This is a genomic window from Lacticaseibacillus daqingensis, assembly GCF_003946115.1.
Taxonomy (GTDB): Bacteria; Bacillota; Bacilli; order Lactobacillales; family Lactobacillaceae; genus Lacticaseibacillus; species Lacticaseibacillus daqingensis.
On the sequence record NZ_RHOH01000002.1, the window covers coordinates 84,696 to 110,167 of the forward strand.

A 25,472-nucleotide genomic window follows, 5' to 3' on the forward strand; every position below is an offset into this window, starting at 1 on the left:
TGAACTGCTGGGGTGCCCTTGTTATACTGTGAGTAACTTGAACCCGAAAGGTGCGTGTTGTTTATGGGTGGCGATTCCGGCTCGATATGGGGCCAGATTGGCTTGATCCTTGTGTTGACCTTGCTGAATGCGTTTTTTGCCGCCGCGGAAATTGCGGTGGTGTCGTTGAGCCGCAGCAAGATGGAAGGCCAGGCCAAGGCCGGCGACAAGAAGGCGGCCAAGCTGGTACAGATCATGCAAAACTCGACCAACTTCCTCGCGACGATCCAGGTCGGAATCACCTTTGCTGGGTTCCTGTCCTCGGCGTCTGCCGCCACGGCGATCGCCAGCCGGCTCGCGCCGGTGCTGGGGAATTTTCAAGGGGCGCAGGAGCTGGCGGTGGTGCTCGTGACCATTGTGTTGTCGTACTTCTCGCTGGTGTTTGGTGAGCTGTACCCTAAGCAGCTGGCGCTTGCGATGACGGAAAAAGTGGCCAAGGCCGCGGTGACGCCGATTTCCTGGCTGAGTGTCGCGATGCGCCCGTTCGTCTGGTTGCTTTCGGCTTCCACGAACCTGCTGCTCAAGCTGACGCCAGTGGAGTTTTCGGACACCGCCAACCAGGTCACCCGCGACGAAATGGTGTCGATGATCGAAAGCGGCAAGCAAAGCGGCGCCATCGAACCCGATGAGTACGAGATGATGGAAGGCATTATCAGCCTGAATAACAAAATGGCCCGCGAGGTAATGGTCCCGCGGATCGACGCGTTCATGATCGACGCCAATGAGCCGGATGCCACCGCCATTGACGCGATTCTGGGCAACATCTACTCCCGCATTCCGGTTTACCAAGGGGACAAAGATAACGTCATCGGTGTGGTGCACATCAAAAACCTGCTGCGCGAGGCGCGACAGGTGGGCTTCAACCAGGTGCGACTGGAGGCCATCATGACCGATCCGCTGTTCGTGCCGGAAACCATTTCGGTGGATGACCTGCTGACCGAGATGCGCATCCGCCAGCAGCAGATGGGCATCCTGCTCGATGAGTACGGCGGGGTCGTCGGGTTGGTGACGATCGAAGACCTGATCGAGGAGATCGTCGGGGATATCGATGACGAATCCGACTCCGCCACCGTGCGGGTGACCAAGCTGGATCAGGACGACTACCTGGTGGCCGGGGGCATGCCGTTGCACGAGTTCAACGCCGAGTTTGGTACCAGCCTGGATGAGCCAGACGTCGACACGATCGCCGGGTTCATGATCACGCGGCTGGGCGCGATCCCGACCAACCACAAGCAGCAGACGCTGACGTTTGAGAACGGCATGACCCTGACCACCGGGAAGGTCGAGGGGGCACGCCTGGTGAACGTCCACCTGCACCTGCCGAATGCCCCCGCGTCAACAAATTCGTCCGGAGACTAGCCACATGAGACACGGTTCATTATAATTAAGCTTGGACAGTCCTCGCAGTCGCGGGGATTTTTTGTGGCACAACCACAGGCACGGCAACACGAAAGGAACATTAGATGAAACCACAAGAATTGAAGGACGCGGTGGCCAAGCGGCGCACATTCGCGATTATCTCTCACCCTGACGCTGGGAAAACGACGATCACCGAGCAGCTGCTGCTGTTCGGGGGCGTGATCCGCGAGGCGGGGACCGTGAAGGCCAAGAAGTCGGGGCATTTTGCCAAGTCCGACTGGATGGCCATCGAAAAGCAGCGCGGCATCTCGGTCACGAGTTCGGTCATGCAGTTTGGCTATCAGGGCAAGCGCATCAATATTTTGGACACGCCGGGGCATGAGGACTTCTCCGAAGACACGTACCGGACGCTGATGGCGGTTGATGCCGCGGTCATGGTCATTGACTCCGCGAAGGGGATCGAGGCGCAGACCAAGAAGCTGTTCAAGGTCGTCAAAAAGCGCGGCATTCCGATCTTCACCTTCATGAACAAGCTGGACCGCGATGGCCGCGAGCCGCTGGACCTGATCGCGGAGCTGGAGGAGCTGTTGGGCATCGAAGGCTACGCGATGAACTGGCCCATCGGAATGGGAAAGGGACTTGTCGGGCTGTACGACCGGGTCGACAGTCGCATCGAGCTGTACCGGGAAAATGAGGCCGGCGAGCGCTACCTGCCGCTGGATGACAATGGGCACCTGGCGCCCACCGAGCCACTGGTCAACGAGTCCATCTACCGCGACACGTTGGATGACATCGAGCTCTTGGATGACGCGGGTAACCAGTTTGACCTCAAAAAGGTGATGGCCGGCGACCAGACCCCGGTGTTCTTCGGCTCCGCGCTGACGAACTTTGGCGTCGAGACCTTCCTCAACCACTTCGTTGACCTGGCCCCGGAACCCGGGTTCCACACCCTGCAGGACGGTCGCGAGCTGGCGCCCACTGACCCGGCTTTTTCCGGTTTTGTCTTCAAGATCCAGGCCAACATGAACCCAAACCACCGCGACCGCATCGCCTTCATCCGGATCGGGGCCGGTGAATTCGAGCGTGGCATGGACGTGACCCTGCAGCGCACGGGCAAGCCACTGCGGCTGAACAACGCGACGGAGTTCATGTCTGATTCACGTGAAACGGTCGAAAACGCCGTGGCTGGTGACATTGTCGGGCTGTATGACACCGGGAACTTCCAGATCGGCGACACCATCTATGCCGGCAAGCAACCGGTCGAATACGAGGCGCTCCCGCAGTTCACGCCGGAGCTATTCATGCGCGTGACAGCCAAGAACGTGATGAAGCAAAAGTCCTTCCACAAGGGGATGCAGCAGCTGGTGCAGGAAGGGGCGGTGCAGTTGTACCGCACCTATGCCACCAGCGACTACATCCTCGGGGCAGTCGGTCAGTTGCAGTTCGAGGTCTTCAAGTTCCGGATGCAAAACGAGTACAACTCGGAAGTCGTGATGACGCCGATCGGCAGCCGGGTGGCGCGCTGGATCGACCCGGAGCAACTGGATGAGCGGATGTCGAGCTCGCGCAACCTGCTCGTCAAGGACGTGCACGACGAGCCGTTGTTCCTGTTTGAAAACCAGTACGCCCTCCGGTGGTTTGCCGATAAGTACCCGGAAGTGCGCCTGACCGCGAAGCTATAATCAGAAAGGGAGTCAAAACATGGGATTATTTGGGGCAAAAGAACCTGCTAAGCAAACACCGGCCGCTGATCAGGCGGCGGTTCACGCCATCACTAACGATGACCTGTTGGCCAAGTGGCGCACCTTCTCACTCGACCAAAGCCAAGAGGCGATGAGCGCCTTTTTGGAGGAGCTGATCGAACACTCCACGCTTTTGATGGTGGTGTTGGCGGACGATGGCGTCGATGTCGCGCAGGCGGACAATGATGACTTGCAGTTCCCGCTGCTGACCACCACCGATGACCTGCACGTCCAGCCGCTGTTCACCGACTGGTTGGCGGTCAACGAGCTGTACGATAACTGGAACGAAGGCGGCCTGAGTGCCAATGTGGCGCGCGCCCACGCGCTGCCGGTGGGCTTCTTGGACATGGCGCACCTGATCGCCGACAACGACGACGTGGCCGGCATCGTGGTCAACCCGTTCTCTGACAACATCAACCTGCAGCGTGATGTGCTTGCGGACCTCGCGCAGCAGGCCGATGCGCGCCACGCTGAGCAAAACGAGGTGCAGATCGCGGTGTCCGATCCCGAGAACCTCCCCGAAGGTTTGTGGGCCGCGCTTGAACATGAGCTGGCCGACCACCTCGTGATCCGACGTGCCTGGTTGCGCCTGATGCACTACGATGGTCAGGAACACCTGATCTTGGTCGTTGATGCCCCAGACGCCGACGATGCCACCAAACAGCGCCTTGCCGACCGGCTGAGCCAGGTTGGGGAGGCCCAGCTGAAGGACAACCCAGCCTTGGGGTTGAGCATTGCCCCACTGGATGACGATTCCAAAGCGCTGGTCGAAGACATCACGACGACCTACGAAGCTTAGTGCCAGCAACGCACGCCCAACGCTGATTGGGCGTGTTTTTTTGCGCTTAGCGCCAAAAAAAGCCCCACCAAGGGGGCTGAAAGCTTAGTTGAGGTACTGTACAAGCACGTAGTGGCCATTGGCTAGACGTGCCCATGTGCTGCCGGTGCGCGTCGTTGCGGTGTGGGTGACGAACACCTGGGTGCCGGTTTCGAGCCGTTCATCCAGCGGCGCCTCGTATGGCGCCTGCCACTGGGTCACGCCGGCTGCGCCACCCGCCACGGTGGCGGAGTACCGCGTGGCTTGCATGGTGTACGCGATGTTGGCCGCCGGTAGCCGCAGGGGGGCGGCCGGAAGCTGGAACGGGCCGTGGGCTTGCGGCCGGGTGTCCTGCGCCGTCAGCCATTGACTCCCGCCGATGTTGAGCCAAACGGTGCCGTCTGGCGTGCGGGCCAAGTCAAACACGCGCCAAATCGTATGGGCGGGCAGCGCGGTTGTCAGCGGTGTTGTCAAGTTGGGCTGGGCAAAGGCGGCCTTGGTGGTGAGTAGCTCGATGTAGGCGGCAGTTGGTGGTTTGCCGTGAGTCAACGGGTCAACGGTGTAGGTGAACGTGATGCGCTGGCTCAGCTCGGTGAACTGCCCAAGCGCTGGCGTCGCGGTCAGCTGTTCGATCAACGCAGGCAAGGGGGCCGGGGTGAAGTGCGCGTGGAGCTTCCCGACCAATAGCGCTGGCGGCGCAAGCAACCGCCCATGCGTGTCGCGGTGGTAAACGAGAACCGGCGCTGCGACACGCGGCTGGTAGCGGCAGATGACCGTTTGGTTGGTGGCGGGGAAGGTGCTGAGGTAGCCCACGACCGCCACCAGCTCGTGCCCTTCGATGATCGGCGGCACCAGCGTCAGTGCGGCCCCGGGGTGGCCGGTGAGCTGCAGCGGTGGCTTCAGGTCGCGGGTCTGATCCTGTGCGTAATAAACAACAGTCACGTGTACCTAGCTTGCGGCCGCCCCGGTTGCCGGCGGTTGTGCCACAGGGGTTGGCCGGCTCGCTTGCGGCAATACTGGGGCTTGTTGGGTTGGCGGTGTGACCGAGGGCGGTTGCCGGTGGCTACGGCGGCGGCCCAGCCAAGTCTTAAGTGTGTGGATAAATCCCATAAGCTTCTCCAAATGCGAAAAAACACCGGCGCTGCCGGCGTTTTTCTTGCAGGACTGAACGATTAGTGGGTGGCGGTGTTCAGCGTGACTTCCGCGATCTTGTCACCGCGAATCACGTCAACGTGATTGAAGTCAACATCGCAGAGTTTCTTGAGCGCAAACGCAATTTCTGCGTCCTTGATGTTGCGCGTCTCACTGGTGAACAGCAACTCATCGTGCCCCGGTGCCTTGGTGTAGACAACGGTCACATTGCCGAGTGAGTAGAGTTTAATGTATGTCGTGTCGGTGTGGGCGAGCTGCTGCGCCACGAGGTGCGGGTAGCTGTTCGTGATGTCTATTAATCGCATATTCATGCCCCCGTTCTTCTGATCTACTTTCTATTATAAGGGACTTTGGGCCAAAAATAAAAACTTTCCACTGATTCACACAGATTTCGGCAGATTGACGCAAAACCGCCCGCATGTTTCGGCATGCGGGCGATTGGCTTACTTCGCTTCAGCTTCAGAAATCGCGATGTCACCGTTGGCGATGCGCGCTTCCAACGCTTTGGCGGTCGGGTGGTCGAGGTAAAAATCGGCCACGCGGTCTTCGATCTGTTCCTGGATGACCCGGCGTAGCGGGCGGGCGCCCATGGCCGGATCGAATCCAAGCGTGACGAGTTTTTCCTTCACGGGGTCGGTGACGTGGATCGTCAGCCCTTGGTCGTGGATGTTGGCGTTGGTCTGGTCGATCATCAGGGAGACGATCTTCAGCAGCGCGGCCTTGTCCAGCGGCTGGAACTCGATGATATCATCGAAACGGTTCAGGAACTCTGGCTTGAAGTAGTTGCCCAGCTGTGCCAGCACGCTCTTGGTCGTACCTGACAGGGACGCGCCGAACCCGACGTTGGCTTCGGCATCGGTGGACCCGGCGTTACTGGTCATGATGATGATGGTGTCCTTGAAGGAGACGGTGCGGCCCTGACTGTCCGTCAGACGGCCGTCATCGAGGATCTGCAGGAACATGTTCATCACATCCGGGTGGGCCTTTTCAATTTCGTCCAGCAAGATCAAGCTGTACGGATTGCGCCGCACTTGCTCGGTCAGCTGGCCGGCCTCTTCATACCCGACATAGCCTGGCGGTGACCCGATGAGCTTGGAGACGCTGAACTTTTCCATGTACTCCGACATATCAAAGCGGATCATGGCCTCCGTTGCGCCGAACAGTTCCTTGGCGAGTTGCTTGGCCAGCTCGGTTTTGCCGACCCCCGTGGGCCCGACGAACAGGAAGCTCCCGATTGGCCGGCCCGTCTTGTTGAAGCCGATGCGGTTGCGGCGGATCGCCCGCGCCACCTTGTCCACGGCCCGGTCCTGCCCGATGACATGGGCTTCAAGGTCGGCCGCAAGGTTCTTCAGCTGCGCTTGCTCCTGCTGCTTGAGCTCGCCGACCGGAATGTTGGTCTTTTGCTCGACGATCTGTTCCATGTCCTTTTCGGTCACCGTGGGCGTGTCGTCCTTGGCATCGAGCTTTTGCTTCTCCTGCATATTCTGAAGCTTCGTGACCTGGTCGCGGTAGAAGGCGGCCTTCTCATAGTCTTCCTGCTTCAGCGCGGCCTGCTTCTGTTTCTCGGCGTCGTCGACCTTGGTTTGCAGCGTTTTCGGGTCGGCTACGGTGATGGTCAGGTTCTTGCGCGAGCCCGCCTCGTCCAGCAGATCGATCGCCTTGTCTGGCAGGAAGCGATCCTGGATGTAACGGTTGGACAGGGTCACGGCGGCGGTGATGGCTTCCGGCGTATAGGTCACGTGGTGGAAGTCCTCGTAGCGCGGCTGAATCCCTTGCAAAATCTTGACAGTCTCGGCCACGCTTGGCTCGTCAACGGTGACGGGCTGCAAACGGCGGGCGAGGGCGCTGTCTTTTTCGATCTGGCGGTACTCGTTATTGGTGGTGGCGCCGACCAGTTGCATTTCACCGCGCGCCAGCGCAGGCTTGAGCACGTTGCCGGCATCCATGCCGCCTTCCGCGTTCCCAGCGCCGACAATTTCGTGGATTTCATCGATGAACAAAATGACATTCGGGTTCTTCTTCAACTCGTCCAGCAACTGCTGCATCCGCTGTTCGAATTGGCCGCGGATCCCGGTGCCTTGGACCAGCGACACGACATCGAGCTGGATAACTTGGCGGTCCTGAAGCTTGGCCGGTACGTCACCGTTGGCGATTTTCAGGGCGAGTCCTTCGACCACCGCGGTTTTCCCGACCCCGGCTTCCCCGATCAGAACCGGGTTGTTCTTCGTGCGCCGGTTGAGGATCTCGATGACCCGCGCGATTTCTTGGTCGCGGCCGATGACCGGATCGATTTCACCGTTCTTGGCTTTGTCGGTCAGATTCACACCGAATTGGGCGAGCACGCCTTGGTTCTGGCCGCCGCGACGATTGCCGCCGGTGCGGCCGCCTTGGGTCGGCGGGGTTTGATCTTGTGGTTGCCCTTGTTCGGGCTGGTTCCCTTGGCTCATGGCCCGGAAGATATCATCCAAGCTGTTGAAGCCAAAGGGGTCGTTTGTTGCGTTCGTTGGATTCATAGAACCTCCTGCTTGAGCCTTGAGCTGTTGGTAGCAGCTCTGGCATAGGTTGATCTCTTGGCGTTGACCATTCACGCTGGTGTACAGGTGGATGGTCGCAGGGTTTTGATGACAGTTCTCACATAGCACGATTTCACAACCTTTCTTCCCCACGGCACGCCGCGGGTGATGGGTAAAAGGGTTCTGACCTTTTTTGACCTTGCCAATAGTATACAACACCCGGATGAAAAATCAAGCACTCTCGCTTGCCGAGTGCTAATTTGCTTGCACCTCGCCACGAAAGCCGGTATCTTAGTAAGGCAGCAGTGAACCAGTCGGTGGGAATGTTTGCGGTTTCATCGGCTTAATGCTAGCATAATCGTGTGAGGGAAAAGCCGTCAACTCGGGTGCTTAACGGCGTGACGGCCAGAAGGGGGCAGGCGAATGACACCGGACTACCAACAGATGATGGATGACTTGCGCGCCGGGAAGCTGGCGACAATTGAGATCACGCCTGAGACATTCACCGCATTTCGCGCAGTTTGGACCAATTACGCGGGGCGCGAGACGATTGTCGGTGAGGCCAAGCGCGACGGGAAGATCATCTACCATTACCAATCGGTGGCAGATGAGATAAAGTAAGGTTTTGACTTGCCGCGAAAACGGAATAATGGTAAGGTTTACAAGAAATAGAATCGTCCATTCTATTCGGCAAAAGACTTAATATGCGAAGGAGCAGATTACTCATGGAAAAACGCGAATTTAATGTTATTGCAGAAACAGGGATCCACGCCCGCCCAGCAACCCTTTTGGTTCAGGCCGCAAGCAAGTTCAACTCTGACATCAACTTGGAATACAAGGGCAAGAGCGTTAACTTGAAGTCCATCATGGGCGTTATGAGCCTTGGTGTTGGCCAGGGTGCCGATGTGACGATTTCCGCTGAAGGCGCTGACGAAGCCGAAGCCATCGCTGCAATCGAAGACACGATGAAAAAGGAAGGTCTGTCTGACTAATGACAAAGCAACTCAAAGGGATCGCCGCTAGTGACGGCATCGCAACTGCGAAAGCCTACATGTTAGTGCAACCCGATTTGTCATTTTCTCAGTCTACTATTGAAGATCCAGAAAAAGAAATCGATCGGTTGCACCAAGCACTCGACCAGAGTAACAACGAGCTGAAGATCATTCGCGCCAAAGCGGCCGAATCCCTCGGCGAAGAAGAGGCGCAGGTTTTTGATGCGCACATGATGATTCTGTCTGATCCAGAATTCACCGGTGCCGTTGAAAGCAACATCAAGGACGACTCGGTCAATGCTGAAGCCGCACTCAAGTCGGTTTCCGATATGTTCATCGCCACCTTCGAGGCGATGACCGACAACCCATACATGCAAGAACGCGCCGCGGATATCCGCGACGTGTCCACGCGCGTTTTGGCGCACCTGCTGGGCCGTGCTTTGCCAAACCCTGCCTTGATCGACTCTGAAGTGATCGTCGTGGCGCACGACTTGACGCCATCTGACACCGCACAGTTGAACAAGAAGTACGTGAAGGCCTTCGTCACCGACATCGGTGGCCGGACCGCGCACAGTGCGATCATGGCGCGTTCCTTGGAGATCCCAGCGGTTGTTGGGACCCAGGATATCACCGCGAGCGTTGTCGCAGACCAGATGCTGACCGTTGACGGGCTGACCGGTGACGTCACCATCGACCCAACGCCGGAACAAGTTGAAGCCTCCGCTAAGGAAGCCAAGGCTTACGCTGACCAGAAGGCGGAATGGGCCCTGCTCAAGTCCGCGAAGTCCGTGACGGCTGACGGTAAGCACTTCGATGTTGCCGCCAACATCGGGACCCCGAAGGACCTCGATGGCGTTTTGGCGAACGGTGCCGAAGCGATCGGCCTGTACCGGACCGAGTTCTTGTACATGGATTCTGCTGAACTGCCGACGGAAGACGATCAGTTCGACGCCTACAAGAAGGTGCTCGAAACGATGAACCCGAAGCCGGTGGTTGTTCGGACGATGGATATCGGTGGGGATAAGCACCTCCCGTACCTGCCGTTACCTGAAGAACAGAACCCATTCCTGGGTTACCGGGCGATCCGGATCTCGTTGGACAAGCAGGACATCTTCCGCACCCAGTTGCGGGCCTTGCTCCGCGCGTCCGCGTTCGGTGAACTGCGCATCATGTTCCCAATGATCGCAACGATTCAGGAATTTGAAGCCGCCAAGGCGGTCTTCCTGGAAGAAAAGGCCAAGCTGGTTGACGCCGGCGTCAAGGTTTCTGACACCATCCAACTCGGGATGATGATCGAGATCCCAGCCGCAGCCGTTTTAGCTGACCAGTTTGCCAAGCACGTGGACTTCTTCTCCATCGGCACCAACGACCTGATCCAATACACCATGGCCGCTGACCGCGGGAACGAGCACGTGTCCTACCTTTACCAGCCTTACAACCCATCCATTCTGCGCCTGATCAAGAACGTGATCGATGCGGCGCACAAGGAAGGCAAGTGGGCCGGCATGTGTGGGGAAGCCGCAGGGGACCCGATCATGGTGCCGATCCTGCTCGGCATGGGCCTGGACGAATACTCCATGTCCGCCACCAGCGTGCTGAAGATCCGCAGCCTGATGAAGCGCTTGTCCACGGAAGATATGGCGAAGTTGGCCGATAAGGCACTCAACGAATCCATTTCGAACGATGACAACAAGAAGCTCGTCGAGGAAGCAACGAAGTAAGCACATTTGAGAACCGCTGACCGACCGTCAGCGGTTTTTTAGTGCAGTCATTGACACCGGTTACATGCTTGCCTACACTGAACTTAGCGCCTTTAATGGCGAAACCAGTTGAGAGTGAGGAAAACAAAATGGCACTTGCAGTGATTGATATTGGGGGCACCACCATCAAGTTTGCGCGGGCTGACGGGACGATGCTCAGTGAGCGCTTTGCGTCGGACACACCGGCCACATTAGCTGAGTTCTATGCGGTGTTAAGTGCGGCCGTGACCCGTTTGAACCGGGCCGGGGACCTCGTCGGGGTGGCCATTTCCTCGCCCGGGGCGGTGAATCAGGCGACCGGCGTGATCGAGGGGGCGAGTGCGCTGCCGTACATTCACAACTTCGAGATCGTGCCGGAGCTTGAGCACCGCTTCGGCCTGCCGGTGGCCATCGAAAACGATGCCAATTGCGCGGCGCTGGCAGAGGTCGACTCCGGCGCTGCGGCTGGCCGGCAACGCGTGGCGGTGCTGGTGCTGGGCACGGGCGTTGGCGGGGCGATCATTGCGGATGGGCACGTCGCGCATGGGGCCCACTTATCCGGCGGTGAGTTTGGGTACATGCTCCAAAACGGGGACACCTTGAGCCATCAAGCCACTGCGGTCGCTGTGGCAGCCAAATACAACGCGGCAAGCGGCCGTACGGTCAGCGGCAAGGAGGTCTTTGACCTGGCGGGGGCCGGGGATGCGCTGGCGGTCCGCTTGACGGAAGACTTCTATCAGGCGTTGGCCGAAGCCATCTTTAACCTGCAGTACAGTTATGACCCCGAGCTGTTCCTCATCGGTGGGGCCATCTCCCGGAACCCGGCGTTGATTCCGGGGATTAACCACCACTTAGACCAGGTGTTGGCAACAGTGGCGATCGCCGCCATCAGGCCCCAGGTACTGTGCTGTCAGTACCTGGAAGCGGCCAACCTGATGGGCGCGGTGGCTAACTTTAAACAGACGCATTGATTGGTTTGCCCCTATCCGAACGATAGGGGATTTTTTTGCCCTCGTTAAACACGAACGATATAATTACTTTTATCATTAATAGTTCCTAATCTCGGTTGAATCCCAGTCGTGTCCGTGCTAAACTACAAGCAACTTAAGAAAGTGGGTGACACCTGTGCAAGTGGCGATCGTCATGGGGTCGGTCTCGGATTGGCCGACAATGAAAACAACCGCAACACTGCTTTCCCAACTCAATATTCCGTACCAAAAGCACGTCATCTCGGCGCACCGGATGCCGGCGACCCTGACCTCTTTTGCTCAAGAAGCCCGGGCGAATGGGATCGATCTCATCATTGCAGGCGCGGGGGGCGCTGCCCACCTGCCCGGCATGTTGGCCGCCAACACCACGGTGCCCGTCATCGGAGTGCCAATCAAAACCCGAACATTAAACGGAGTCGACTCGCTGCTGTCGATCGTGCAGATGCCGGCTGGCGTGCCAGTGGCGACGATGGCGATCGGCGAGGCAGGCGCTAAGAATGCGGCGCTGTTTGCGGCGAGCGTGTTGGGCCTGACCCACGCCGCTGTCGCTGAGGCGCTCACGGCCTTTCGGGCGGCCCAGACGCAGCAGGCAATCGAAAGTGAGGCGCAACTTGATGACTAAGGCAATCGTGCCACCGGCCACGATCGGCATCGTCGGTGGCGGTCAGCTCGGCCGCATGCTTGCACTGGCGGCCAAGGCCATGGGATACACGGTGGGCGTGCTGGATCCGACGCCCAACGCCCCGGCCGGGCAGGTGGCAGATTTTCAGTTGCAAGCAGACTACGCGGATGTCACGGCGCTCAACGAACTTGCCGCACGGGCGGATGTGTTGACCTACGAATTCGAGAACGTTGACCTGAACGCGCTTGAAGCCGCGAAGCAACAAGCGGCCCTGCCGCAAGGGACGCAACTTTTGGCCATCACGCGCGATCGGCTCAGCGAAAAAACGTTCCTGCGTGACAATGGTATTCCGACCGCGGCTTTTGCTGCCGTTCCAGACGCCGCGGCCGTGGTGCCTGCGATTCACCAGATCGGGGTGCCGAGCATCCTCAAAACCGCGACCGGCGGTTACGATGGCCACGGCCAGGTCGATCTCAACACCGCGGCCGATGTGGCCAAGGCACAGGCACTGGCCGCTCAGACACCGTGTATTCTTGAGGAGCGCTTGCCGTTTCAGCGGGAGCTGTCCCTGATGGTGACGCGCGATGGGAATGATGACGTGCGCACGTTCCCGATCGTGGAAAACCGGCATGCCAATCACATTTTGCACACCACCATTGCCCCGGCCCCGGACTTGTCGCTGGGCTTGCGGCGGCAGATCGCGGGCTTAGCCACCACGATCGCCACCGCGCTCGACTTGCGTGGGGTGTTGGGCATCGAGCTGTTTCAGACGACCAGTGGCGTTGTGGTCAATGAGTTGGCACCGCGACCGCACAACTCGGGGCACTACTCGATCGAGGCGTGCAATTTTTCCCAGTTTGCGGCACACATCCTGAGTATCTGTGGGCTACCCATTGCCCCGATCGAACTCGTGCAACCGGCGGTGATGCGCAACCTGCTGGGGGATGATCTGGCGGCGGCGCGGGCGGCCTGGCCCGCACACCCAGAATGGCACCTGCACGACTACGGTAAGGCGGCGGCGCGGCCGGGCCGGAAGATGGGGCACCTCACCGTGTGCGGCCCCAAGCTTGAGGAACTGTTGACTTCAGTGACACTGGAAGGGGATCACCATGACAAAGACTGAACTGCTGTACACCGGTAAGGCAAAAACAATGTACGCAACGGACGACCCTGACGTTTTGTGGGTCGAATACATGGACCAGGCAACGGCACTGAACGGGAAGAAAAAGGTTCAGATCCCGGGCAAGGGCGCACTGAACCGGCAGATCTCGAGTCTCCTGTTTGAGGAGCTGAACGCCAACGGGTTTGCCACGCACTACCTCAAGACGCTGGACGACACCACGATGCTGGTCAAGAAATGCGCGATGATCCCACTGGAGGCCGTTGTGCGCAACTTCGCCTCTGGGAGCTTTGAGCGCAAGTTCCACGCGGCGCACCTGCAGCCGTTGGTGCCAGCCGTCCACGAGTTTTACTACAAGTCGGACGCCTTGGACGATCCGTTCATCAACGACGAACAGATCGTCGCACTGGGCTATGCGGATAAGGCGACGCTGGTGGCCATTCACGCCATGAGCGACGCAGTGAACGGCTACCTGAAGGCCCGGTTTGCCCAGATCGGGATCGACCTGGTGGACTTCAAGCTGGAGTTCGGCCGCCTGGCTGATGGCACCCTGGTCTTAGCTGATGAGCTGTCACCAGACAACTTCCGCTTAGTGGACGAGGTAAGCGGCCGGTCGCTGGACAAGGACGTTTTCCGCAAAGACCAAGGCCCGCTGCAGCCCGTTTATCAAACCGTTCTCGACCGCCTGAAAGGAGCACAACATGTTTAAAGCCACGATCTATGTCAACTACAAGCCGAGCGTGCTGGACCCCAAAGCCGAAGTGATCAAGAAGACGCTGGGCCGGCTGGGCCAGACCAACGTCGCTTCAGTGCTGGTCGGCAAATACTTCGAGCTGACGCTGAGCGCCGACTCCAAGGAAGCGGCCGAGCAACAGGTCGATCGGATCTGCGATGAAATGCTGGCCAACGTCAACATGGAAAGCTACCGCTATGATGTGGCGGCGGTGACCGCATGAAGGCCGCAGTGCTGAGCTTCCCGGGGTCGAACTGCGACGCCGACCTGCTGTGGGCCATCCGTGATATCTGCGGCGAAGAGGCCGAGATGGTGGCGGCCAACCACACGGACCTGAGCGGGTTTGACCTCGTGCTGGTGCCGGGCGGGTTCTCCTACGGGGATTACCTGCGCAGCGGCGCCATCGCGAAGTTTGCCCCGGTGATGACCGCGCTGAAGGCCTTCGCTGATGCCGGCGGCTACGTGATCGGCATTTGCAACGGGTTCCAAATTCTGACCGAGGCGGGGCTGTTGCCCGGTGCCTTGCAGTGGAACCAGAGCCTGCAGTTCATCTGCGAGCCGGAGCCGCTGGTGGTGGCCAACAACCAAACCGCCTTTTCCACGGCCTACCGCGCCGATCAGACTATCACACTACCGATCGCGCACGGGGAAGGTAACTACTACGCCGACCCGGCCACGCTAGCAGCGCTTGAGGCCAACGGGCAGGTGGTGTTCCGCTACGCGCACAACCCCAACGGCAGCCTGAACGATATTGCCGGGGTGACCAACGCGCGCGGTAACGTGCTTGGCATGATGCCGCACCCGGAGCGGGCCGTGGAGGCGCTGCTCGGAGGCACCGATGGCCTTGGGGTGTTCCAGTCCCTGATCCACGCGACGAAAGGAGCGACGACCGTTGCTGCAAACTGAGATGAGTCCAGAAACGATCCGCGTTAAAAAGCCCTACCTCGACTGGGGCCTGACGGAAGCCGAGTACGATCGCTATGCCGAACTGCTGGGCCGCCTGCCGAACTACACCGAAATCGGGCTGGCCAGTGGGATGTGGAGCGAGCACTGCGCGTACAAGTTCAGCAAGCCGGTGCTAAAGGGCTTTTGGACCAAAAACGACCGCGTGCTGATGGGCCCGGGCGAAGGCGCCGGGGTCATCGACATCGGTGAGGGCAAGGCCGTCGTGTTCAAGGCGGAAAGCCACAACCACCCCAGCGCCGTGGAGCCCTACGAAGGGGCCGCGACCGGGGTAGGCGGCATCATCCGCGACATTTTCTCCATCGGGGCCAAGCCGATCGCCGTGCTTGACTCGCTGGCCTTCGGTTCACCGACTGACCCACGCACCAAGCAGCTGATCGATCAGGTCGTTGCCGGCATCGGCGGCTACGGCAACGCGATCGGGATCCCCACGGTCGGTGGCGAGATCCGCTTCGCCGACTCCTACGCGAAGAACCCGTTGGTCAACGCGATGTGCGTCGGCGTGATGGACAAGGCCAAGATCCAAAAAGGCAAGGCGGCCGGCGTGGGCAACGCGCTGATCTACGTCGGTGCCAAAACCGGCCGTGATGGTATCAACGGGGCCAGCTTCGCCTCCGCCGAATTCTCCGATGAGGCCGCGGCCGACCGTTCGGCCGTGCAGGTCGGCGATCCGTTCATGGAAAAGCTGCTGATGGACGCCTGCCTGGAAGTGACCGACCGGCATCAGGCGGCGCTGGTGGGGATGCAGGACATGGGGGCCGCCGGGCTGGTGTCCTCCACGGTTGAAATGGCGGACAAGTCTGACTCCGGCATGGTGCTGGACCTCGACCTGATCCCGCAACGCGAGCCGCACATGACCCCGTTTGAGATCATGCTGAGCGAGTCGCAGGAGCGCATGATGCTCTGTGTGCGCGCCGGCAGTGAGGACCAGATCATCGCGCTGTTCAAGGAGTACGACTTGGACGCCGTGGTGTGCGGGCACGTTGAAGCCGGGCACCGCTACCGCCTGCTGCACCACGGGGAAGTGGTCTGCGATGTGCCGGTGTCGGCGCTGACGTCCGACGCCCCGGTTTACCACCAGGCCAGCCAGCAACCTGCCCGCCTGGCGCACCCGGCCGCGGACTTTGTGCCCGCCGTGCCAGACGCCTTAGCAACGCTGAAGCAGCTGCTGGCCGACCCCAATGTGGCCGACAAGGCGTTCTTGTATCAGCGCTACGACGCGCAGGTGCAAACCAACACCTGCGTCACGCCGGGCAGCGATGCCGGCGTGGTCCGGGTGCGCGGCACGCACCGAGCGCTGGCGATGACGACGGATTCTAACGGCCGCTACCTGTACCTCGACCCCGAGGTGGGCGGCGCTATCACCGTGGCTGAGGCAACACGCAACCTCGTCGTGTCCGGCGCTGAGCCGCTGGGCATCACCGACTGCCTGAACTACGGTGACCCGACCAAGCCGGAGATCTTCTACGAGCTGGCCGAATCCGCCAAGGGCATCACGGCGGCCACCAAGGTGTTCAACACGCCGGTCATCTCCGGGAACGTCTCGCTGTATAACGAAACCAACGGCGTCGCGATTTACCCGACCCCGATGATCGGGATGGTGGGGCTGATCGAGGACTTGACCACCATCACGACGCAGGACTTCAAGCAGGTCGGCGAGGGCGTGTACGTCATCGGCGCAACCGGGGCCGATTTCAACGGCTCCCTGCTTCAGCAGGTGCTGACTGGTGGTGTGGCTGGAACGCTCATGCCGCTGGACCTGGCCGCCGAAAAGGCCAAGCAGGACCTGGTGCTGCAGGCGATTCGCGCGCACCTGGTGAGCGCGGCGCATGATGTGGCGGATGGCGGTCTGCTGGTGGCGCTGGCCGAAATGAGTTTTGGCCGCGGCATCGGGCTTAAGGCGACGGTTGACCTGCCGGCCGCACAGCTGTTCAGCGAGACGCAGGGCCGCTTTATCTTGACGGTCCCAGCGGCGCATCAGGCGGCCTTTGAGGCTATGGCCGGCGCCGCGGCAACGCACATCGGCACCACGGAGGCCGGTACGCTGAAGGTCACCGCGACGGATCAGACCATTGAGGCGCCGGTGGCGGCACTCAAGCAGATCAACATGGAGGGGCTGTCATGCCAGCTGAAGTAAAGAGTTTGAATGAGGAATGCGGCGTTTTCGGCGTCTGGGGGGACCCGCACGCGGCTGAAGTGACGCACCTTGGGCTCCACACGCTCCAGCACCGCGGCCAGGAAGGTGCGGGGATCGTGGGCAAAACCGCGGCCGGGCTGCGGCGGCACTACGGGTTTGGCCTGGTGTCTGAGGTGTTCGCGCAGCCGGAGTCGCTGACCCAGCTGCGCGGCACCGCTGCCTTGGGTCACGTGCGCTACGCCACAGCCGGCGGGCGCATCCTCGAAAACATCCAACCGTTGCTGTTTCGGTTCACCGATGAGGCCATCGCGTTGGCCCACAACGGCAACCTGACCAACGCCATCACGTTGCGCGCGCAGCTGGAGGCCGAAGGCGCGATTTTCCAGTCCACCTCGGACACCGAGGTGCTGATGCACCTGTTGCGTCGCAGCCCCCAGCCGACGTTCAAGGCGCAGCTCAAGGATGCGCTGAACCAGGTCCACGGCGGTTTTGCCTTTGAATTGCTGACAGAAACGGCGCTGTACGCGGCGGTGGACCCGAACGGGTTTCGGCCGCTGGTGGTGGGACAACGGCCGGACGGTGGCCTGATCGTCTGCAGCGAAACGGCCGCCCTGAACGCGGTCGGCGCGACTTACCTGCGCGACGTTCAACCGGGGCAGCTGGTCACCATCACGGATGACGGCATGACGGTGGAGGCCTACACGACCCGCACGCAGCTGGCCGTGTGTTCAATGGAGTTCGTTTACTTCGCCCGCCCCGACTCCGAGATCCACGGCGTCAACGTGTACCAGGCCCGGGTGAAAATGGGCGAAAAGTTGGCTAAGGAGCAGCCCGCAAACGGCGACATCGTGGTCGGCGTACCCAACTCCTCGCTGTCTGCGGCCATCGGCTACGCCCGCGCAAGCGGCTTGCCGTACGAGCTCGGCTTAGTGAAGAGCCAGTATGTGGCCCGCACCTTCATTCAGCCGACGCAGGCCCTGCGCGAAAAAAGTGTGCGCATGAAACTCAGCGCCGTGCGCGCGGTGGTGGCCGGTAAGCGGGTGGTGCTGGTGGATGATTCGATCGTGCGTGGCACGACCGCCATTCAGCTGGTGCAGCTGCTCAAGGATGCCGGCGCCAAGGAAGTGCACCTGCGCATTGCCAGCCCGCCGCTGCGGTTCCCGTGCTTTTACGGGATCGACATTCAGACCACGAAGGAACTATTTGCCGCCAATTACAGCATTGCCGAGATGAAGGCTAAGCTGGGCGTCGACTCCCTCGGGTTCCTGTCGGTTCAAGGGCTGGAAGACAGTGTGGCGCTCAACACCACGGCGCCGAACCGGGGCCTGTGTGTCGCGTACTTCACCGGCGTTTACCCGACTGAGCTGGACGACTACACGTCGAACCTCCAGCGCGAATTGTCGCACCTGAGCATCAACGTCAAGGAGGTTTCCGCATGACCATCGATTACGAACACGCTGGGGTGAACATCGCGGCGGGTAACGAAAGCGTGTCCCGCATCGCCCCGCTGGCGCAGGCCACCCAAAACGCGGCCGTACTGGCCAACATCGGCGGCTTTGCGGCCGCCTACCGGATGCCCGCCGTCGCCAACCCGGTGCTGGTCAGCGCCACGGATGGCGTGGGGACCAAGCTGCTGTTGGCCCTGCAGTGCGATCAGCACGACACCATCGGCATCGATTTGGTCGCCATGGTCGCCAATGATCTGCTGGCCAACGGCGCCCAGCCGCTGTTTTTCCTCGACTACCTGGCGACGGATGTGGTGGTGCCGAGTCGCATCGAAACCATTGTGCGCGGCATCGCGTACGGTTGCAGCCAAGCCGGGATGGCGCTGATCGGCGGCGAAACCGCGGAGATGCCAGGCATGTACCCGCAGCACCACTACGACCTTGCCGGGTTTGCGGTCGGGGTCGCGGATGAGACCCGCATGCTGCCGCGCGACATGGCGGCCGGCGATGTGCTGATCGGGTTGCCGTCCAGCGGCGTGCACAGCAACGGCTTCTCGCTGGTGCGCGAGCTGCTGGCAGAAACCAACCTCGGTAACTTGCCACTGACCGATGGCACCGAGATCACCACGGCGCTCCTGGCCCCCACCAAGATCTACGTCAAAGACATGCTGCCGCTGGTGCAAAGCGGTCTGATTCACGGCATGGCGCACATCACCGGCGGCGGCTTCACCGACAATGTGCCACGGATGCTGCCGGAGGACTTAGCAGCCGTGATCGACCCAGCCAGCTGGACCTGGCCGGAGCTGTTCCAGCGGCTCCAGCAAGCGGGGGACCTCTCACTGGCCGAGATGCGCCGCACCTTTAACTTGGGCATCGGCATGGTGCTGGCTGTCCCGGCGGCCAGCGCGGATGGCGTGTTGGCCAAGCTGCCGAGCGCTGTGCGCATCGGCCAGCTGGTGCCACGCGAACAGGCCGCCTTGGTCTGGAGGGAAGCATGAAGCGACTAATCGTGTTTGCCTCGGGCACCGGCAGCAATTTTGCCGCGCTGGTGGCGCATTATCAGGCGAGTGCCCGGGTGGCCATTGTTGCCTTAGTCTGCGACCACGCAGATGCCCCGGTGCTCGCTAAGGCCGCGGCGGCAGGGATTCCCACCATCACCATCAATTACAAGGGCTACCCGACCAAGCAGGCGGCCGAGGCCGCGCTGGTCGCCATGCTACCGGCGACCGACCTGATCGTGTTGGCCGGCTACATGCGCATCATCGGCAAGACCCTGCTGGCCGCGTACCCGGACCGCATCATCAATCTGCATCCGGCCTTGCTGCCCAGTTTTCCGGGCCGGGCTGGTATTCAAGACGCCTACGACTACGGGGTGAAGGTGACAGGCGTCACCGTCCACGTGGTCGATGCGGGCGTTGACTCCGGGCGCATTTTGGCCCAGGCGCCGGTGGCGATTACCGCCGGCATGACGGTTGACGCCTTAGAAACCAAGATCCACCAAGTGGAGCACCAATTGTTACCTCAGACGATAGACAATCTCATTGAAGAAGGAGCGATTTGATTTGAAACGTGCATTGCTTAGTGTGTCTGATAAAACGGGGTTAGTGGCATTCGGCGAGGGGCTAGTGGCCCGCGGGTTCGAGCTGGTGTCCACCGGCGGCACGGCTAAGGCGCTGGCGGCGGCCGGCTTGCCGGTGACCGGCGTCGAGGACGTGACCGGCTTTCCTGAGATGCTCGACGGGCGCGTGAAGACGCTACACCCGCGGATCCACGCCGGCATTTTGGCCAAGCGGGACACACCGGCGCACATGGCGGCGCTTGAGGCGCATGACATCACGCCGATCGATGTGATCTGTGTGAACCTGTACCCGTTTGCCGAAACCATCGCCAAACCTGACGTGACGAAGCCGGAAGCCATCGAGCAGATCGACATCGGTGGGCCGAGTGCCTTGCGCGCCGCGGCGAAAAACAGCGACAGCGTCTGGGCCGTGGTGGATGCCGCGGACTATCCGGCTGTGTTGGTAGGCCTCGATGCCGATGATGCGCAACTGCGCGCGCGCCTGGCCGCCAAGGTGTTCCAGGTGACCGCGGCTTACGATGCCCAGATCGCCGCGTACTTGGACCCTGAGCCGTTCCCGGACCGCTTCACGCCGACCTACGTGAAGCAGCAATCCTTGCGTTACGGGGAAAACAGTCACCAGCAGGCGGCCTTCTATGCCGCCCCCCAGGCGCCGGCACAATCGCTGGTAAACGCCAAGCAACTGCACGGCAAGGAGCTCTCTTACAACAACATTCGCGATGCCGACGCGGCGCTGGGAATGATGAACGAGTTCGCCGCTCCAACCGTGGTGGCGGTCAAGCACATGAACCCGTGTGGGATCGGCCAAGGCGCCACCATCGAAGAAGCGTGGGACAAAGCCTACGCGGCGGATTCCACCTCGATTTTCGGCGGCATCATTGCGCTGAACCGGCCGGTGGACCTGGCCACGGCCACCAAGATGCACGAGCTGTTCTTGGAAATTATCATGGCGCCGAGCTTTGATGCCGATGCCTTTGAGGTGCTGGCGAAGAAGAAGAACCTGCGTCTGATGCAGATCAACCTCGCCCCTGAGCGCGAAACGCCACACCTGGAAACCACCGCGATCCTGGGCGGGCTTTTGATCCAAGACAGCGATGACAAGGTCGAGACTGAAGCGGACGTCACCGTGGTCACCAAGGTGCAGCCGACTGAAGAACAGATGCGCGCTATGCTGTTTGGCCAGCAAGTGGTCAAGCACGTCAAGTCCAACGCGATCGTCGTGGTACGCGATGGGCAGACCCTGGGCATCGGGGCGGGGCAGATGAACCGCATCGGGTCCGTTGAAATTGCGCTGAAGCAGGCGCAGCAAAACGTCGCGTTCGCCGGCGCCGTGATGGCCTCAGACGCCTTTTTCCCGATGAACGACTGCGTGGAATACGCCGCACAGCACGGCATTCGCGCCATCATCCAGCCGGGGGGCTCCATTCGCGACAAGGACTCCATCGCCATGGCCGATAAATACGGCATCGCCATGGTGACGACGGGCGTCCGGCACTTCCGTCACTAAATCGGCACCCAAAAACTGGTCACGCTGGGGCACGTCAGTCGGATTCGCGACTCGCGTGTCCTTCGCCGTGTCCGCCCCACGAAACGTGTCATGGACATGAGGAGGAAAATCATGGTCAATGTACTGATTATCGGCAGCGGGGCGCGTGAAAGCGCCCTTGGTCAAGCCTTTTTGGTCTCGCCGCAAGTTGCGCAAGTGTTTGTCGCCCCGGGGAATCCCGGCATGTCGCTGTTGGGCCTGACCGTGCTACCGGTGCGGGAGGATCACTTCACTGCGCTCATCGCGTTTGCCCGGGACCACGTGGCGTTGACGTTCGTGGGGCCGGAGCAGCCGCTGGCGGCGGGCATTGTGGACGCCTTCACCGCGGCGGGGCTCACGATTTTTGGCCCAACCGCGCAAACCGCGCAGCTGGAAAGCAGTAAGCAGTTTGCCAAGGCCTTCATGGCGCGCCACCGCTTGCCGACTGCGCAGGCAACGGTGGCCCACAGCCTGGCCGAAGCCCAAGCCGCGGTTGCCGCGACCGGCATTCCAGTGGTGGTGAAGGCGGATGGGCTGGCGGCCGGAAAAGGCGTGACCGTTGCGCTGACGCAAGCGGCCGCGGATGCGGCGCTGGTCGCGTTGTACACGGACCACCCCGGTGCATCAGTGTTGATCGAGCAGTACCTGCAAGGGGAGGAGGCCTCGGTGCTGTCGATGTACAATGGCACCGCCCGAGTGCTGTTCCCGTTGGCGCAGGACCATAAGCGCCGCAACGATGGCGACCTCGGCCCGAACACAGGGGGGATGGGCGCGATCAGCCCGGCCCCACAGTTCACGGCCGCGCAGCATGATCAGGCCGTGGCGCTGGTGGACCAGACGCTGGCCGGAATGGCCGCGGATGGGCTGGCCGGCAGTGGGGTCTTGTACCTCGGCCTGATGTTCACGGCTGCTGGGCCGAAGCTGCTGGAGTATAACCTGCGCTTTGGTGATCCCGAGACCCAGGTCTTGTTGCCACAGGTGCAAAACGATTTCTATCAGCTGACGGTGGACTTGCTGGCGGGAACGGCCGAGCCGCTGAATCTGACCGGTCAAACCTACGTCGGCGTGGTTGCCGCGCATCCGGGTTACCCCAAGCAGACGACCCCGGCCCTGCCAGTGCTCACCCCGGATCAAGCGGCGCGCAATTACTGGCTCCCGGCGGGGGTGGGGCTGGGGGCCAACGGGCTGGTCACTGCAGGCGGTCGGGTCTTCACCGTGGTCGGCAGCGGCGCCACTTTGGCCGCCGCCCAGCGCGATGCGTACACGAAGATGGCCCCCTTACAAGGCGAGCTGGCGATCCGCACGGACATTGGCGCCAAAGGCCTTAGGTAAGCGAACGGCCACAACATCATGTGTTGTGGCCGTTTTTAGTTCTATATCTAGCGGCATAATTGTGGTAGCATAGTCATGAAATGGAGTTGAACGCAATGGTCAAGACCCTTCCTAATGATCCCCAACCCCTTGAGTGGCTCGCGTCCGATTGGTCGCAGGGGTATGTCGCAAGTTACAAGCCCTTTAACTTCGTCGATGGCGAAGGGGTTCGGTGCAGCATCTACGTTTCCGGGTGCAAATTTGCTTGCCCGGGATGCTATAACAAGGTCGCACAGAACTTTCACTATGGCAAGCCGTACACGATGGCGCTGGAGGATCAGATCATCGAAGACCTCAGCCAGTCCTATGTGCAGGGCTTGACCCTGCTGGGCGGTGAACCGTTTTTGAACACCCAGGTCTGTTTGCAGCTGTGCCGGCGGGTGCGGGCTGAGTTCGGCCAGACGAAGGACATCTGGAGCTGGACCGGCTACACGTGGGATGAACTGGTGCAAGACTCCCCGGACAAGCTAGCCCTGCTTCAGGAGATCGATGTCTTAGTGGACGGCCGCTTCCTCGAAGCGCAAAAGGACCTGACGTTGCAGTTTCGCGGCAGTCGCAACCAGCGCATCATCGATGTGCCGGCCACGCTGGCGGCAGGGACCGTCCAATTCTGGCCGCGGCTGACGCGCTAGCGCCGGGTGCGGCCTGGGGCACGGGGGTAAAGCCACGCGAAAGGGACTGGGCATCACTAACGGGGCATGAATGACGTATGACGATCCAGAATCGGACGAGCCGAACAGTCACGCTCGGACCGAATAAGCCGGCTGTCCTGGCAAACCTAAGTGCGGGTTTGCCAGGACAGCCGGCTTATTTTGGGTGTCTCGCTTTTTCTCGGCCTGCCTGCGGTTCAGTTGACCTGGTCCAGTGAGCTAGCGGTTTCTGTAGTCCAGCGAAAGCCCGCTGTTTGAAGGTAGTAAACCTTGCTGGCATTGGGGAGGTCGTAGGTGAGCCCCTGCTGGTGGCGCGGTACGACTAACGCGCGCGTGGAATATTTCGTCGGATTGATGAACCCAAGTGCTTGGTAGCGGGCATCATTGAGCGTGTAGCGGTAGCCGCTCAGGCGTGCGTGGGCAACTGCCTCGAAGCGCACGGGGCCACTGTAGCTGTACAGGCGGGTGTTCATGATGAAGTAGGTGGTGGTTTTGTCCAGCCCAAGGTAGGTGACGTCTTGGGTCACGAGATGGCGGTCATACATCGGCAGGCGGTCGAGGTCCTTGTAGTTATTTGTGCCTGCGCTGAGCCCGATGGTCGTGCCGCTTTCTGGCACGAGGCCGAAGAACTCGGGCCGGGCAACGCGCACGCGCGGGGTGACGTAGTGGCGCAGCGTCAGATACGGCTGACAGTAGCGCCACATGCCGAGCCCTCCGGCGATGAAAATGACAAATGCCGCGCTCAGGCCAATGAGTAACCGGCGGCGCAGTTGGCGCTTATTGATGGACTGCGCGACGATCGCTAGGGCCATCAGAAGCAGAATGGCCCCGATCATTGCGATGGTGATCCAGCGGGTACTCAGTGTTTCCATTAACTGCCAGCGCTCAAAGGTCATGGTGGCTCGCCTCCTGAGGTAAAACGGGTTTGGTCAAAGTGGCACCAGACTCGCCGTAGTAGCTGAGATTGGTGAAATGGATGGTGACGGTGGTCCCAACGCCAGGCGTCGCGGTCAGGGTGAGGGTGTGGCCCAGTTTAGCGCTCAGCTGTTGGGCCAGGTACAGGCCCAGGCCGGTCGACTTCTGGTTGGCAGTGCGGCCGTTGGTGCCGGTGAAGCCTTTTTCGAACACGCGGTGCTGCTCGTCCACTGGGATCCCGATCCCCGTGTCTTGGATCGCCAGCGTCACCTCCTGTTGGGTGGTGGCCAGCGTGGCGGTGATTTGACCACCAGCAGGGGTGTACTTTAAAGCGTTGGAGAACAGCTGCATGAGGATGAAGCGCAGCCACTTGTCATCGGTGACCACGCGCGCGTCCGGGCCGCTCAGGCTGAAGCGAATGTGGTTGGCGATAAAACTGTTGCGCAGGCTTGCGACCACACTGTCGACGAGTGGCGTCAGGCGATGCTCGTGAAGCAGGTAGTCACGGGAAAAGCTGTCCAGGCGGGCATAGTACAGCACCTGTTCAACGTAGTGGTCGATGCGGTCCAGTTGCAAGGCCAGTTCGTCCAGCGGCGCCTCAGGGGCTTGGCCATCAAGGCTGTCCACTAGTAGTTGGGTGGCGGCCAGCGGCACCTTGATTTCGTGCACCCAAGAGTCGATGAACGCTTTTTGGTCCTGCTGCCGAGTCAAGAGCTGTGCTTGGCTGGCCTGGTGCTGCTTAAGCAGATGGTTGTAGGCCGCTGTGATCACAGCCTGTTCATGGGTCCGCCCAGGTGGCAGGGGCCAGTCCAAAGCACCTGCGTTAGCCGCCAGCCGGTCCTGGAAGGCCTGAAGCCACTGACGCTTGCGCCGGTAGTGCCACCAGGCGCCGCCGGTCGCGATGACGATCGCAAGCGCCGCTAGGTACAGGAGTGTGGCAACTTGCACGTGTTGGTTGGGATCGAGCCAGACCCCGAAGCAAAACAGGGCGAGGCCAACAAGAAACAGCACCGCCTGGCGGGCGTGGTCTTGACAGTAATCGCGTAATCGCATAGCGTTCCTTTCGCGGG

The 25,472-nt window shown here is 60.8% G+C and carries 24 protein-coding genes; 19 read left to right on the forward strand and 5 right to left on the reverse strand.

The window, feature by feature from the left end; genetic code table 11:
- The first annotated feature begins 63 nt into the window (after nt 1–63).
- The 3 genes from EKM88_RS02555 (at nt 64) to EKM88_RS02565 (ending at nt 3,939) form a co-directional block, all read left to right on the forward strand.
- Nucleotides 64–1,398, forward strand: coding sequence for a hemolysin family protein (locus EKM88_RS02555; RefSeq protein ID WP_125702800.1), 1,335 nt, complete (start codon nt 64–66; stop codon nt 1,396–1,398).
- A gap of 104 nt (nt 1,399–1,502) precedes the next feature.
- Complete coding sequence (locus EKM88_RS02560; RefSeq protein ID WP_125702802.1) at nt 1,503–3,080, forward strand: peptide chain release factor 3; 1,578 nt, start codon at nt 1,503–1,505, stop codon at nt 3,078–3,080.
- Between the two features lie 19 nt (nt 3,081–3,099).
- A complete protein-coding gene (locus tag EKM88_RS02565) occupies nt 3,100–3,939 on the forward strand; it encodes an enhanced serine sensitivity protein SseB C-terminal domain-containing protein (protein ID WP_125702804.1) in 840 nt (279 codons plus the stop codon).
- Between the two features lie 84 nt (nt 3,940–4,023).
- On the opposite strand, the gene EKM88_RS02570 is transcribed toward EKM88_RS02565, so the two are convergent.
- The 3 genes from EKM88_RS02570 to EKM88_RS02580 form a co-directional block, all read right to left on the reverse strand.
- On the reverse strand, nt 4,024–4,899 hold the full coding sequence (locus EKM88_RS02570) for a MucBP domain-containing protein (protein WP_125702806.1): 876 nt from the start codon (nt 4,897–4,899) through the stop codon (nt 4,024–4,026).
- Between the two features lie 230 nt (nt 4,900–5,129).
- The gene (locus EKM88_RS02575) at nt 5,130–5,414 is read right to left on the reverse strand and encodes a DUF1827 family protein (protein WP_125702808.1); all 285 of its coding nucleotides are present in this window, start codon (nt 5,412–5,414) and stop codon (nt 5,130–5,132) included.
- Nucleotides 5,415–5,552: 138 nt separating this feature from the next.
- Entirely contained in the window at nt 5,553–7,751 is a 2,199-nt protein-coding gene (locus tag EKM88_RS02580; RefSeq protein ID WP_318530863.1) for an ATP-dependent Clp protease ATP-binding subunit, read from the reverse strand.
- 294 nt (nt 7,752–8,045) lie between these two features.
- On the opposite strand from EKM88_RS02580, the gene EKM88_RS02585 reads away from it, so the two are divergent.
- The 16 genes from EKM88_RS02585 to nrdG all read left to right on the forward strand — a co-directional run bounded on the left by EKM88_RS02585 (nt 8,046) and on the right by nrdG (nt 23,469).
- Nucleotides 8,046–8,243 (forward strand): hypothetical protein, encoded by a 198-nt coding sequence (locus EKM88_RS02585; protein ID WP_125702812.1) that lies wholly within the window; start codon nt 8,046–8,048, stop codon nt 8,241–8,243.
- A 104-nt stretch (nt 8,244–8,347) separates the two neighbouring features.
- Nucleotides 8,348–8,614: a phosphocarrier protein HPr gene (locus tag EKM88_RS02590; protein WP_054723064.1), complete on the forward strand. Its 267-nt coding sequence runs from the start codon at nt 8,348–8,350 to the stop codon at nt 8,612–8,614.
- The gene (gene ptsP, locus EKM88_RS02595) at nt 8,614–10,335 is read left to right on the forward strand and encodes a phosphoenolpyruvate--protein phosphotransferase (RefSeq protein WP_125702814.1); all 1,722 of its coding nucleotides are present in this window, start codon (nt 8,614–8,616) and stop codon (nt 10,333–10,335) included. Before EKM88_RS02590 ends, ptsP begins: the two co-directional genes overlap by 1 nt.
- A gap of 128 nt (nt 10,336–10,463) precedes the next feature.
- On the forward strand, nt 10,464–11,324 hold the full coding sequence (locus EKM88_RS02600) for an ROK family protein (protein WP_125702816.1): 861 nt from the start codon (nt 10,464–10,466) through the stop codon (nt 11,322–11,324).
- Nucleotides 11,325–11,469: 145 nt separating this feature from the next.
- Entirely contained in the window at nt 11,470–11,964 is a 495-nt protein-coding gene (gene purE / locus EKM88_RS02605) for a 5-(carboxyamino)imidazole ribonucleotide mutase (RefSeq protein ID WP_263853025.1), read from the forward strand.
- A complete protein-coding gene (gene purK / locus EKM88_RS02610) occupies nt 11,957–13,087 on the forward strand; it encodes a 5-(carboxyamino)imidazole ribonucleotide synthase (RefSeq protein ID WP_263853026.1) in 1,131 nt (376 codons plus the stop codon). Before purE ends, purK begins: the two co-directional genes overlap by 8 nt.
- The gene (locus EKM88_RS02615; protein WP_125702820.1) at nt 13,074–13,793 is read left to right on the forward strand and encodes a phosphoribosylaminoimidazolesuccinocarboxamide synthase; all 720 of its coding nucleotides are present in this window, start codon (nt 13,074–13,076) and stop codon (nt 13,791–13,793) included. The genes purK and EKM88_RS02615 overlap by 14 nt, the downstream gene beginning before the upstream one ends.
- A complete protein-coding gene (gene purS, locus EKM88_RS02620) occupies nt 13,786–14,040 on the forward strand; it encodes a phosphoribosylformylglycinamidine synthase subunit PurS (RefSeq protein WP_125702822.1) in 255 nt (84 codons plus the stop codon). The genes EKM88_RS02615 and purS overlap by 8 nt, the downstream gene beginning before the upstream one ends.
- Nucleotides 14,037–14,723 carry a phosphoribosylformylglycinamidine synthase subunit PurQ gene (purQ, locus tag EKM88_RS02625; protein ID WP_125702824.1) on the forward strand — a complete coding sequence of 229 codons (687 nt, stop codon included), beginning with the start codon at nt 14,037–14,039 and terminating at the stop codon, nt 14,721–14,723. Before purS ends, purQ begins: the two co-directional genes overlap by 4 nt.
- On the forward strand, nt 14,710–16,917 hold the full coding sequence (purL, locus tag EKM88_RS02630) for a phosphoribosylformylglycinamidine synthase subunit PurL (RefSeq protein ID WP_125702826.1): 2,208 nt from the start codon (nt 14,710–14,712) through the stop codon (nt 16,915–16,917). Before purQ ends, purL begins: the two co-directional genes overlap by 14 nt.
- Nucleotides 16,902–18,356 (forward strand): amidophosphoribosyltransferase, encoded by a 1,455-nt coding sequence (gene purF, locus EKM88_RS02635; protein WP_125702829.1) that lies wholly within the window; start codon nt 16,902–16,904, stop codon nt 18,354–18,356. The genes purL and purF overlap by 16 nt, the downstream gene beginning before the upstream one ends.
- Nucleotides 18,353–19,360: a phosphoribosylformylglycinamidine cyclo-ligase gene (gene purM, locus EKM88_RS02640; protein WP_125702831.1), complete on the forward strand. Its 1,008-nt coding sequence runs from the start codon at nt 18,353–18,355 to the stop codon at nt 19,358–19,360. The genes purF and purM overlap by 4 nt, the downstream gene beginning before the upstream one ends.
- Nucleotides 19,357–19,923, forward strand: coding sequence for a phosphoribosylglycinamide formyltransferase (purN, locus tag EKM88_RS02645; RefSeq protein ID WP_125702833.1), 567 nt, complete (start codon nt 19,357–19,359; stop codon nt 19,921–19,923). Before purM ends, purN begins: the two co-directional genes overlap by 4 nt.
- 1 nt (nt 19,924) lies before the next feature.
- Complete coding sequence (purH, locus tag EKM88_RS02650; RefSeq protein WP_125702835.1) at nt 19,925–21,448, forward strand: bifunctional phosphoribosylaminoimidazolecarboxamide formyltransferase/IMP cyclohydrolase; 1,524 nt, start codon at nt 19,925–19,927, stop codon at nt 21,446–21,448.
- A gap of 111 nt (nt 21,449–21,559) precedes the next feature.
- On the forward strand, nt 21,560–22,798 hold the full coding sequence (gene purD, locus EKM88_RS02655; protein ID WP_125702837.1) for a phosphoribosylamine--glycine ligase: 1,239 nt from the start codon (nt 21,560–21,562) through the stop codon (nt 22,796–22,798).
- A 95-nt stretch (nt 22,799–22,893) separates the two neighbouring features.
- The gene (gene nrdG, locus EKM88_RS02660) at nt 22,894–23,469 is read left to right on the forward strand and encodes an anaerobic ribonucleoside-triphosphate reductase activating protein (RefSeq protein WP_125702839.1); all 576 of its coding nucleotides are present in this window, start codon (nt 22,894–22,896) and stop codon (nt 23,467–23,469) included.
- Nucleotides 23,470–23,684: 215 nt separating this feature from the next.
- Here the strand turns inward: nrdG and EKM88_RS02665 are convergent, their stop codons facing one another.
- Entirely contained in the window at nt 23,685–24,383 is a 699-nt protein-coding gene (locus EKM88_RS02665; protein WP_125702841.1) for a hypothetical protein, read from the reverse strand.
- On the reverse strand, nt 24,373–25,455 hold the full coding sequence (locus EKM88_RS02670; RefSeq protein ID WP_125702843.1) for a sensor histidine kinase: 1,083 nt from the start codon (nt 25,453–25,455) through the stop codon (nt 24,373–24,375). The genes EKM88_RS02665 and EKM88_RS02670 overlap by 11 nt, the downstream gene beginning before the upstream one ends.
- Between the last annotated feature and the right edge of the window lie 17 nt (nt 25,456–25,472).